This window comes from Dolomitihabitans soli, from assembly GCF_022213955.1.
GTDB lineage: Bacteria > Actinomycetota > Actinomycetes > Streptosporangiales > Streptosporangiaceae > Streptosporangium_A > Streptosporangium_A soli.
In genome coordinates, this window is record NZ_JAKNTW010000010.1 from 218,804 (window position 1) to 230,841 (window position 12,038).

General features: G+C 66.0%; 3 protein-coding genes. All 3 read right to left on the minus strand.

Annotated elements, in window-relative coordinates:
- Nucleotides 1-21: 21 nt before the first annotated feature.
- The 3 genes from MBA17_RS22880 to MBA17_RS22890 are packed head-to-tail and all read right to left on the minus strand — an operon-like array spanning nucleotide 22 to nucleotide 12,037.
- Nucleotides 22-4,062 (minus strand): Eco57I restriction-modification methylase domain-containing protein, encoded by a 4,041-nt coding sequence (locus MBA17_RS22880; protein WP_238498591.1) that lies wholly within the window; start codon nucleotides 4,060-4,062, stop codon nucleotides 22-24.
- Nucleotides 4,059-6,890: a helicase-related protein gene (locus MBA17_RS22885; protein WP_238498592.1), complete on the minus strand. Its 2,832-nt coding sequence runs from the start codon at nucleotides 6,888-6,890 to the stop codon at nucleotides 4,059-4,061. The genes MBA17_RS22880 and MBA17_RS22885 overlap by 4 nt, the downstream gene beginning before the upstream one ends.
- On the minus strand, nucleotides 6,887-12,037 hold the full coding sequence (locus tag MBA17_RS22890) for a DEAD/DEAH box helicase (RefSeq protein WP_238498593.1): 5,151 nt from the start codon (nucleotides 12,035-12,037) through the stop codon (nucleotides 6,887-6,889). Before MBA17_RS22890 ends, MBA17_RS22885 begins: the two co-directional genes overlap by 4 nt.
- Between the last annotated feature and the right edge of the window lies 1 nt (nucleotide 12,038).

Here is a 12,038-nt window from a genome sequence, read left to right on the forward strand (position 1 = left end):
GTATCGACAACGCAGCAATTGTCATGCCGTGCGTTCGGGATGGCGGGGACCATAGCCGGGCGGTGGGTCCAGGGGGGTTTGGTACGGCTTGCGCCCGTCGATAGCGTCCTGCATGGCGTCGTAAAGCCCCAAAATCAACCGCTTTGTGCGGTATTCGCCATACGTGGCTTCATCCTTGCGTTTAATAATAGGAAAAGTATCCATAACGTAGGCTACGTCATCCCGGGCGATCCCGTACAGGTGAAAGAACGCCGAGTCGAGTTCCGCCCGGATCAATGCTCGTCGCTCAACCTCCCAGATGAACGGCGCCCCTTCGTCTTTCAGATCCCGCGCAAACGGTTCCATGTCGTACGTGGTATAGGAAAGCTCTACCACTCGTTCTCGAACCCAGTCAGCGACCGTACTTTCGGACTCCCAAAGTACATTGCGGCTAACAATTAATGGGGCGAGCACCGGGAGTTGCTGATAGATGAAGAAGTTTAGATGAGTTCCGCCTACTTTAGATCGGGCCGCGAAGTCCAAGATGAGCGATGATAGACATGCCTGAATGGCAGCAAGCTGTCTCACGGGTTGGCCAGAAATCAACATCAATGGGAGCTGATTACCGACACCTGCCTTTGGGAATACCGAAAGAATCGTCGTGCGTTCATCCGTTGCCCGTGCAATGTCGCGCCATCCCATGAGCCAATCGTGGTCCCAGCCCTTGTTGCTGAGCGTCTCCTCAACGACCGACTTTTCTACCCAGTAGCGTGGCAGCGCGACGGCATCGGGAATTTGCTTCTGGGCGAGGGTGAGAGCATTAATGGAGCCGTTGGGTTCGTAGGTTGCCCAGCGGTGGTCGTAGTGGTGGAGCATCTTGGCCTCGTACAGCGGGAGCAGGTGTTCGTCACCCTTGACGAGGACGTTATCATCGAGCTTCCAGCCGTCCGCGAGCATGCCCTCCAGGGTTTCGTCGTCAGCCTCGCTGGGGCGGAATCTTCCTGAGTCGTTCGACATATGAAACATCGTCACGAATTTTATGCCCCACGGGTTTCCATTCTTGTTGCCCTCCTTGAGGAGGATTGGAATACGGCGGTAGATGCCAAGAGTTATCTCAGCATCGCGGCGCGTGCGGAAAACCGGGCATGTACCGGTGTTTGGGTTCAGCAGCGTGATCTCGTCAGGGGTCAGTTTGAACCGCTTGCCCTCATCGCCCAGTTGGGCTGCATCGTGGAGGAAAAATGCGAAATCGGCCTGGCCGACTTGACTCTTTTGTCCCGCAAGTGTAAGCAAACTAAACTTATAGCTGCGGTGCACTTGGGCGAAAATCCCCTTCGCGTTTTCGAAATCATAGAGCGAAACCAATGATCGCTTAACCAGTAGGTCTTTGAAATAATACTGAGTGGTGGCGTCGGTGGCGACACCCGTGGGAACAATGACGCCCATCCGCCCCAGAGGATGCAGCACATCCCGATTGTTCTCAGCGAAAATCGCATAGGTGTTAACGTCCCCCCGCGCAGTCAACGGATACCGGGCTGACGCGCGCAGAAAGTGGCTCTCACCTTCCGCTCGGCGCTTAGCATTGACAAACTCCTGATGCAGCACACGGCCGTCTTCCGATTTCGCCAATGCCTTGATAAGCCTGTCTCGGGCAGCCTTGTTGCCAGCGGTCGCGATCGCCTCATTATGGACGGCGAAAAACTCCTTCTCTGACAGCTTCACCTTCTCCCAGGGTGGGTTGCCAAGAACGCAAGAAAATCCACCGGTCCAGCCAGCGGAAGGAGTGAAGTCGGGGCTGGAGCCGTTGGTGCGGAAGATATCGGGAAATTCTAGATGCCAGTGAAAGAACCGGTACCACTCGGCGAGCTTGTCCAGTTCCTTCTTTTGTGCTTCGGTCAGATTGCCGCCGTTCTGCAGGCGTCGGACGGTGGCGGTGGTAATCGCAGTCGGGGCGTCGGCGTGCTTGCGCCAAACGAAGGCGGCGCACCAGGCATCAGCCGCACGGCGTTTCCGGTTGAGAGCGTCGGAGGTGTCGAAGGCGCGGAAGCGGCGTTCCTGCTCCCGTACGTCGGCGACGCGAGTGACCGGGATCGCGGCCACGGCGAGAACCTGCTCGGCCAGGTCCTTGTTCCCAGTTCGCTTGCCGCTGTCGTCGAAAAGAGTCTCCTGGCCAGCCAACTCCTTGGCGTTCTGCTTCTTGAGGGAGTTGGCGACCTTCTTGTCGTCGCCCTCGATGGCCTTGAACGCGGCGTCGGGGACGCCCTTGGCGAGGAGCGCCGGAGTGGTGCCGAGGAGGGCGTTGCCGACCTTGATGTGGGCGTCGAGGAAGGCGAGCGGCTTGCCGGGCTCCAGGGACTCGATCCACAGGGAGACTCTGGCGAGTTCGGCGGCGAGCGGATTGATGTCGACGCCGTAGATACACCTGTTGACGATCAGGCGCATCGACTCGCGTATCGCCGACGGCACCGGTTCGGGTTCCCCCGTGACCATGGCCGCGTGTCGCTTGGCGATGCGGCGGGCGGCGGCGACCAGGAAGTGGCCGGAGCCGCAGGCCGGATCGCAAACGGTGATCTTCAACAGGTCGTCGGCGACGCCGGATGCCGCGTGCTCGTCGATCACCGGGTCGAGAGCGGTGTCGAGCAGCGACTCGATCAGCAAGCTCGGCGTGTAGTACGAGCCGGTGGTCTTGCGCTCGTTGCCGGAGATCTTCTCCTTCAGCTCGAACCTCGTCCCCATGCCGTTGGTCGCCGCATAGGGAACCAGCTCCAGCAGCGACTCGTAGACGCTGCCCAGCTCTTCGGCCCCGAGATGCTGAAAGTCGACGTCGCGGGGGCGGCCGTCCTTGGCGCGGACGGTGGACATCCTCCTGATCGCGGTCAGCAGCGCCTCGTTGGGCAGGTCGCACCAGAGGAGCTGGTCCGGCTGCGGCTCGCCGGTGAGACCACGGCCCTCGCCTGCCGTACGGAAGAACAGGCCGCCGAGGCCGGGGAGGCCGAGCGCGGGGAGACCGTCGTCGGCGCCGAGGGCGGCGACGACCTTGGCGGTGGTCCTCCACAGGTCGGTGTGGCGGTCGCCGGCCCGGCGGGCGGCCAGGCGGCGGAGGCGGCGGCTGGAGAACCAGGCGTCGTAGCGGTCCCTGGCGGCCTGCGGCGCGTCGGGCGCGAACAGGGCGCCCCGGTCTTCGGCGACGAAGACGAAGATGAGCTGGTAGACGAGGCGGAGCAGCTCATGGTGAAAGTCGGGGCCGGTGAGCTTGCCGGCGGCGAGTTGCTCGCGAAGCTTGGGGTTGGCGACGAGGAAGCCGGTGCCGAGCGCTTCCAGGGCATCCTTCACTCCGTCGCGGAGCTGTTCGCGGGCGCGCAGGCCGGTCTCGGCCGCGAACGCGCGCCACTTCTCCAACCAGCAGTCGGCGCAGGTGGGGGTCGCGTCGCCTGCGATCAGCTCGAAACGGGACGCGTGCAGCAGCGTGTAGAGGAGGACGAACTCGGAGTACAGCTCGCCGTCGAAGATGGCTTCGAGGTCGAACTCGATGTAGGCGGAGCCGACGAGCGCGGTGGAGTCGCGCAGGATGCGTAACCGGCGGCCGTTGGAGAGCACCCCCCATAAATGATCGTCGGAGAGGTTGAGGAACTCCTGGAGCATCGACTGCGGGGCACGCTTGGACACGCCGGGCACGTTCTTGTCCAGCGGCGTCGCCCAGCCGAGCAGGTGCATGGGCACGCAGTGCCACAGGTGGGAGATGGGGAAGTCCTTCTCCCCCGCCGTGAGGCCACCGCGGTTGAACGGAACCCGGCTGCCGAAGCCGAACTCCTGCAGGAGGACGAGCAGCCAGCGGTCCCGGGTGAGCGAGGTGTCCGACTCCCCCGCCGGAAGTGTCGCCAGCCGATCACGGTAGGCCCGGTAGGCGCCGAGCAGATACTCCCAGCGTCGGCTGGCGGCGTCGCCGAGACGCTCGGCGGCCGCCAGGTTGTAGTCTTCGGGCCGCATGCCGGGCAGTTCCCGGTCCGCGGCGGCGATCCGGGCGAGCACGTCCTGCGGAAGCAGGCCGCCGGCGACGTCGACGGCCAGGTAGGCGCTTCTCATCGAGCGCCCCCGGCGGGCAGGTAGACGTAGACGCCGAGCACGTCGGCGGGACGGTTCGCGGTCACCTTCAGTCCTCTCGTTCCGGCACCGATCGCACCGCGCACCCGCTGGTGAGCTTCGGCCAGCCGTACGGCGAGCGCGTCGCCGCGGGTGTCCAGCTCGGCGGCGAAATCGGCGGACAGCTCACGCCGCTTCCCATTCGTCTCGGTGACCAGCTCGGCGATGACCCGTTCAGCCGTACGCCTTACCAGCTCAAAGAGGGTGTTCACCGGCTTGGCGGTCAGCACCCCGATGACCTCGTCCTCACCGAGCCACTCCCGGCCGTCGGGGGTGGACCGGTAGCCGATCACCTGCGCGTCTTCAGCGATGAGCGTGCGGGTTCCGGTACGGCCGGGCAGCGTCACGTGGAAGCGGTAGCGGACCAGCAGCAGGACGGTACGCAGCGACACCGCGTCGGTGCGGATGACACCACAACGCCGGGCGGGGCCGTCCGCGTCGAGCGCGCTGTCCAGCACGGTCCGAGCGAGGTCCCGGATCATGGGATCGGTGCGGACCAGGGCATGGCTCCCCGGTGGGGCGGGGATGTCGGGATGGAATCTCAGGGTCTCGGTCTTGCCGTTGAACCCGAGACCGAGGGCATGCCGTACAGAGACCGGGAGCTGGCGCGTGTCGGCGTGGAAGGAGTCCGGCCGGGCGTCGATGATGGCGCCGAAGCCCGAGAGCGAGTCGTGGGTGAAGCGCGACACGTCGGCGGGGCTGCCGAGGGCGGCGCGGATCTCGGCGACCTCGCGTTCGACGTCCTCCAGCTTGATCCCGGAGTGGGCGTACTTGGTGAGGGCCTTCGACTCGCGGTCGGCGGCGCTCTCCCAGGCACGGTGCACCTGGTCGCGGGTCCTGGTGACGCCGAAGTCGAGGTCGAGCTGTTCCTGCTCGTCGTCGTCACGCATGAGCAGGCCCTCGACGAGGGCCTTGACGATGTCGTCTCCGCCGGTCGGCACGGGCACGGCGACGCCGGTCTGGCGGGCGATCATGCGGTGCTTGCGGATGAGCACGTCGAGAACGACGCCGTCGATGCCGTTGTCCAAGCCGTAGAGGGTGACGGCCCGCACCAGCGGGCTGCGCTGGCCGAACCGGTCCACCCGGCCCTCGCGCTGCTCGTGGCGGGTCGGGTTCCAGGCCAGGTCGTAGTGAACGACGGCCTGGAAGCTCTCCTGCAGGTTGACGCCTTCGGAGAGACAGTCGGTCGCGACGAGCACGTGCCGTCCGGGCTCACCGGTCAGGTCGCGGATGGCCTCCTGGCGGGCCTCCGGATGCAGCCGACCGGTGACGTGACGGACGTTGGTCTTCCTGCCGAGGGCCTTGGCCAGGTGCTCGGCCACGTATTCGGCGGTCGGGATGAACCGGCAGAACACGATGGGGTCGTAGCCGTCCGCCAGCAGCGTCTTGACCTCGGCGATCAGCGCGGCGAGCTTCGCGTCGTCCTTCGGGCCCTCGATTCCCTTGAAGGCACCGGCCAGGCGCTTCAGCCGCCGGGTGTCGTCCTCGTCTCCGGTACGGCCGCCGGCCGCCGCGTCGATGCCTTCCAGCGTCTCGTCCTCGCCGAAGTCGAGCACGCTGGAACGGCCCAGCTCGTCGGCTTCCCGCTCGGTCTCCGCCGGGACGGTGGCCGAGCGGGTCTCCAGGGTGGCGGCGGCGGCCCGGGGTGAGGAGGCCACCGAGCGCAGCAGCGCCAGCGCCGACCACCAGGAGACGCGCTGCCGCAGGCCGGTGCCGGGCTTGCGCACGGTCTCGCGGGCATAGGCGAGGACCTGTCGCGCGAGCTTGCCGTACTCACCGGAGAGGGCGTAGGAGACGTCTCGGACCTGGCGGTCTTTCGGGAAGGGGGTCTCCTCGTCCAGGTAGCGGCGGATGTCGCGGCGGCGGCGCTGCACGAAGTGCCCGGCGAGTCGTTCGCGGTCCTTGACGCTGTCCAGGTCCACGTTGGCCAGGGCGGGGTCCAGCAGTCCGATGAGGTCACGGAAGGCGTCCTCCTTGCCGCTGTGCGGTGTGGCGGTGACCAGGAGCATGTGCCGTCGCGGATCGTTCGCGAGCTCCTGCAGGAGCCGGTAGCGGAGCTGGCTCTGCTTGCTCGACGATCCGGCCGACACGCAGGTATGGGCCTCGTCCACGATCACCAGGTCGGGGCAGGTCCGTACGAACTGCTGGTAGCGGCGGTCGGACTTGATGAAGTCGGTGGAGACGACGGTGACCGGGTGCCGGTCGAAGATGGACTCGTCCAGCCGAAGGTCGCGTTCCAGCCGGGTGGCGGTGGAGGGGAGCACCAATGTCGCCTTGATGGCGAACTTGTCGCGTAACTCCGCCGCCCACTGCTCGGCCAGCGCGGGCGAGCACAGCACGGTGAGACCGGTCGCCTCGCCGCGCTCCAGGAGCTCCTTCGCGATCAGGCCGGACTCGATGGTCTTGCCGATCCCGACGTCGTCACCAATGAGGAGGCGTACGGTTTCCATTCGCATGGCCAGCAGGAGCGGGACCAGCTGATACTGGCGGGGATCCACGGCGATGGACGCCAGCGAGCGGAACGGACCGGCCCCGGAGGTGAAGCCGATGCGCAGTGCCGTACGGAGCATGGTCGCGGCGACGCTGTCACCGACCTCGCCGGGGGTGGGTGGCGGGAAGGTGGCTTCGCTGACCTCGTCGGCGAACAGGCAGGCTTCGAAGTCGGTGTCGCCGTTGAGCGGGCGGACGACGAGGAAGTCGGCGGCGCTGCCGGGCTGGACGACCCACTCGCGGCCACGGGCCGCGACGAGAGATCCCGCGGAGTAGCTCAACGGGCCCTCCGACCGGTTCCGAAGACACCGGGATAACTGCGCACGATCTCGTCCCACTCCTCGTCGTATCTAAAGCGGATCACCAGCCAGGCGAGATCCATCAGTCGATCTTCGGCTTGCATGTCACGTTCGATCACGTTGGCGGCATCGTGATGTGGTCCATCAACAAAGATCGCGATGTTTCCTGCTTTGGTGCGATAGACGAAGTCAGGTCGTGCGCGGGCATTCGCGATCAGTTCCTGGGCTCCGGTGGGCAGGCGGTAGTCGCGCTCTCGCAGGAAGTCGACGAAGGTCCGCTCCAACTCGCTGTCGGACGACTCCCGTAACGCGCCGACGTGCTCCTCGGCGGTGCGGTGGCCGCCCGAGGGTTCGGTGTCGGACGCGGCCAGGTCACGCAGGATCGACACCACGCTGTGCCGGTCGATCTCCTCGTGCCAGAACTGGTTGGTGTAGGAGAGCAGGCAGTCGTAGCAGCCGCGCTCACACCGTTCCCTGGCTTCGGGCGCGTGGTCGAGGTCCTTCCCCGTCTCCGGCTCGAAGTGGATGATCTCCAGCGCCTTGACGGCGACCCGGCGCAGGGCATCACGCTCGTCGTGCAACCTGCGCAGGACGCCCGCGCCGCCCTCCGCGCTCTCGATGAACAGCATTCGCCCGCGTTCCCGCGGATCTGGCAGCGGCTCGCTGGTCAGCTCGGCGTCCTCCAACTGGAATTCCGCCTCGATGCCGCGTTCGAGTGCGTACCGCAGCGTGGTCGCCGTGCTCTGCGAGACAGGCTCCGCGCATCGGAAGACCACGATGTTCTTGTTGTCCTGCACGAAGGGGACGACTTTCACGACCCGCTGAGCCTTCTCCAGCGAGATGAGCCCGGCGTCCTCGGGCGACTGGTTCGAGGCGTCCGGATCCTTGGCCCATCTGCCTCGCACGGGATCGAGCCAGAATCCGATGTCCTTGGGGTTCTTCCGCCCTCGCCGGCCTTGATTGATCTTGCGGACGGTCGCGGCGTCGCCGTACGCCAGCTCGGCCAGCGGCTCACCGTCCCTGCGGATCGCCGCGTCGAGGCGGCCGGAACGGGTGCCATGGGTGCTGAACCGGTAGGTCGTCAGCACGTCGAACCCGGCCTTGCGCCGCTCCTCCTCGTCGGAGGAGATCCGCTGACGCCGGATCGTCTCCACCGTCTGCAGGTGCATCAGCCCTGCCAGCATGCCCCGCAGCTCGGCTCCGCACTCGTCGCACACGTCCGTACCGGCCTGCCGGTCGTGCCAGTAACCGCAGTCGTCACAGATGCGGGCCTCGGCGGTCGCCACCTCACCGGCTTCACCAGGCGGCACCTGGATCTTGGCGACCTCGTAGCGGCGGCCCTCGTGATAAATCAGCGCGCCTGGGCCGAATTCTCCGATCGCGATGAACCTGGGGCGCTGAATGTAGTTCGCGGTCTGCCGCTCACCGGGGATGTACGCGGCGAGCGGGAGACGGGGGAAGGAGTATCCGGGCAGGAACCCTTCCGAGGCGAAGTAGCGGTAGGTGTAGAAATCGCTGAACTGCCGGTCGGTCTCCTCATTCTTCAGCAGCCGGAGCTGGTTTTCGGCCTGCTGCCGCCGCCGTTGCGCCTTACGCTTGTCATCCGGGGTGGACGCATGATCCATGACCCGATGGTTCTGCTCGCGCTGCTCCACGACGGCCGCGCGGAACAGGTCGCGCCAGCGGTCACAGTCGATGTTGAACCGCGCCGCCGCGTTCTTGAGGGTGTCCTCGATCCAGCCGTCGCTCCACCAACTGCTCGCCGCCAGGCCGTCCCGGATGTCCGCGAGCATCTCCTTCACCCTGGGGACGGCCCGCCGTACCGCGTGCTGGTCCTCAAGCTGCGTCCTGAGGAGATCATGAATCGGCAGCTCGGGCTCGCGGGAGACGTCGATCACCTCGGTCATCCGGGAGTACAGGGAGGCGCCGGTCTCGGCCAGCCAGATGGCGTGCACGTGCGAGCGGACGAGATCCTCGTTGGTGAGATCCAGCCGGGGTGGCTGGACCCTGCCGGCGACCATCTGCTCCGAACGCCGGAAGTAGTACTGGTCGTGCGGGCTGCCGGTGGAACAGTACGTGGTGATCAGGGCGGGCTGGCCGCTCCGCCCCGCACGGCCGGAACGCTGAGCGTAGTTGGCCGGGGTGGGCGGTACGTTGCGCATGCCGACGGAGGTGAGGGTGGCGATGTCGACGCCCAGCTCCATCGTGGGCGAGCAGTACAACAGGGGTAGCCCACCTTCACGGAAATGCTGCTCGCGTTCCTGCCTGATCTCCGACTGCACCTGCGCGGTGTGCTCCGCCGCGTGGATCCCGACCAGTTCCGCAGCCACGTTGGCGTACAGATCCCTGAAGAACTCACTGATCCGGGTGCCGTCCTCCGAACCAGGAGTCTTGCGGAGGTCCGGCGCGACGGTCTTGCCATCGCCGACCCGCCAGATCAACTCCGAGGACTTGATCCGATAGCCTCTGGCCCCGTCACGGGCCCGGCCCACCTCGATCAGCAGGCCGTACTTCGCCAGTGCGCCCAACAGGTCGTTAATGATCGCCTGTGCTTCGTCGACCGAGAGCTTGCCAGGGTAACGGGGGAATGTGCCGGTGCGGCGCAGGTAACGGCCAAGGGCGGAGCGACCGGTGAAGTTGACCCGTTCTCGGGTCTCCCCTGGTCTGCCAGGCTGGCCGAACACCGTCGTGGCTCGGACCCGGCCGTCCGGATCGCCCAACGCCCAGACGCCCTTGAGCTGCTGCTCCGACTGGTTCCAGATCCGCTCGTACCCCTCTTCGAGGAGCACATCGACATCGACGGCGAGGGCGCGGCGCATCTCGTCCAGCACGAGACGGGCCAGTTCGGCGCGATGACGCGGATCATCGTCGCGCAGCGCCGGGTGTGTGCCCGCCCAGTGCTCGGTGTCCGCCGCGATCTCGTCCAACGCCACGTAGTCGAACCGCAGCAGGCGCGTCTGCTCCAGGTTGGGCATCGTGACGCGCCAGCCCCGGGCCAGGTCTACGTAGATCAGGTAGGAAAGCGCCCCGCGCAACGCCTTGAGCACGTGCTCACGCTGGCCGAACTTCACGTCCGGGTTCCGTGCGAAGGTGGCCATCGGCAGATTCAGCGCGTTGGCGACTCTCTGCGCGACGTCGTCATGCCGCAGGCCGTCCTCCCCTGCCGCCTCGGCAGCCCGGTAGAGCGCGCCGCGCACCTGGGTGACCTGAACGAAATCGTTGAGGTGACCGGCCTGGAGGCTGGCATCCTGCCGGTTGTCGACGAAGGTCAGCAGCTTGCGGGCCTCCTCACTGAGTTCTTCCTGGCGGCGCAGACTGCGGACGATGCTGGCGCTGATGACCGACATCGCGGAACTGCGGCCCTCTGAGGCGAAAGTCGCCAGCTTGGCGAAGTCCCGGCCCCTGACCTGCTCATAGGAAACCCGGCAGTGCAGGCAGAACCTGAAGGGCTCCTGGAAGTACCAGGCCCGCAGCCCTTCTCCCGCGGAGCCTTCGTTCCCGCCAGGGCCGAGCCAGACTTCCCGAGGAAGTTTGTCGTGTAGCGAGGCTTTGACCTGAGTGTTGCCGTCGAGGGCCGGCTCCAGCCACGAATCCGGAAGCCTGCCCCCTGCCACCGGGTCGGACGGCCAGGGACGATCAGAACTGACATAGAGGTATCCGTTGGCGGCATCACCGCCGGCGACATCGGCCTCCTGCCGCGCGCCGTAGCTTCCGTCCTTCCTTCTGGAGACGACCAGATACTCCTGACCGCAGTCGCGGCAGAAGGCCAACGGCAGAAGGATCTTCTCGCGGTGGCCAGGGACACTGACCTGGTACTGGCTGGTGATGTACCGCTTGTCCTCGGGGTCGAGGTTGACGTAGGCGGTGTCACCCTTGGACAGGAACTGATGGAGCCGGAAAGCGAACAGTGGCCTTTGGGTTTCGGGGTGTTTCGCGCGGGCGCCCTCCTGAAGGGCGCGCTCGATGGCGTCGACGCAGTCGTGCACGGGGCGGCCGGTCGCCTCGGCCAGAGCCTCCGACGCGACGGTTACCTTCGTGGGTCTGCGCCGGATGAGCCGATCGCTCCCCGCCTCCCTGGCCAGGCCGAACTCTGACTCGATCCAGCTCGACAGCGGATCTGCCGCCAGCTCGGCGTAGCCTCGGCCTGCCTCTGCTCCCATGGCGGCCACCAGCTCGACGCCGGACGGCCGCTGATCGAGGGTCGCCCGGACCAGGGTCTCCCCGATGATGCGACTGGGGATCACCCTGGTGCCGAAAAGCCTGGTCGCGACGTCGGCTACGACCTCCTGCGCCTGGGCGAAGGTCTCGGTCGTGGCCATGGTCGCCGACGTTCCGACACACTGCAGATTCGGGGCCGAGCAGGCGTCGCGCAGGCGCCGTACGAGCAGCGCGACGTCTGCTCCCTGACGACCACGATAGGTGTGCAGCTCGTCCAGGACGAGGAATCGCAGTCCCTGGGCCGCTCCGATCAGGCTTTTGCGCTCAGCCGTCCTGGTAAGCAGGTATTCGAGCATCACGTAGTTGGTAAGCAGGATGTCGGGTTTGCGGGCGAGGATACGGTCGCGTTCCTCCTCGCTCTCCTGTCCGGTGTAGCGGGCGAAGGAGACTCGCTGAGCGCTCTTGGGCAGCCCCCAAAGCAGGTAACGGGTCAACTCTTCCATCTGGCTGTTGGCGAGCGCGTTCATCGGGTAAACGACGATCGCCTTGACCCGGCCAGGATCCGGGTTCCGGAGAATGGAGTCGACGATGGGCACCATGTAGGCCAGGCTCTTTCCCGAGCCGGTTCCGGTGGTCAGCACATAGCTGCGCCCGTCCCTGGCTGCTTCGACGGCCTCCTGCTGGTGCCGGTGAAGCGTGATGACCCGCGATCCCGGATCATCCTTACTGTCCTTGAACCTGAAGAACTGCTCGCAACCAGGGTGGAGCACGCCTTGGGCGACCAGTTCCGGGATGGTGCCACCACCGGCGAAGCTCGGGTTGAGCGACACCCACGGGTACGGCCAGCGGGCCCGCGCTTGTTTCTCGTCGTCGAGGTGGGCGGCGATCCGCTCGTCGCGGACACTTACCAGGGAGGTAGTGAACTCGTCGTAGTCGGCGACAAGCCGGTTGTGCACCTCGAAGACGTCCACA

What these genes read in the sequence shown, in the direction of transcription:
- MBA17_RS22880 (WP_238498591.1), bottom strand. Translation starts at nt 4,062, where the DNA reads ATGAGAAGCGCCTACCTGGCCGTCGACGTCGCCGGCGGCCTGCTTCCG.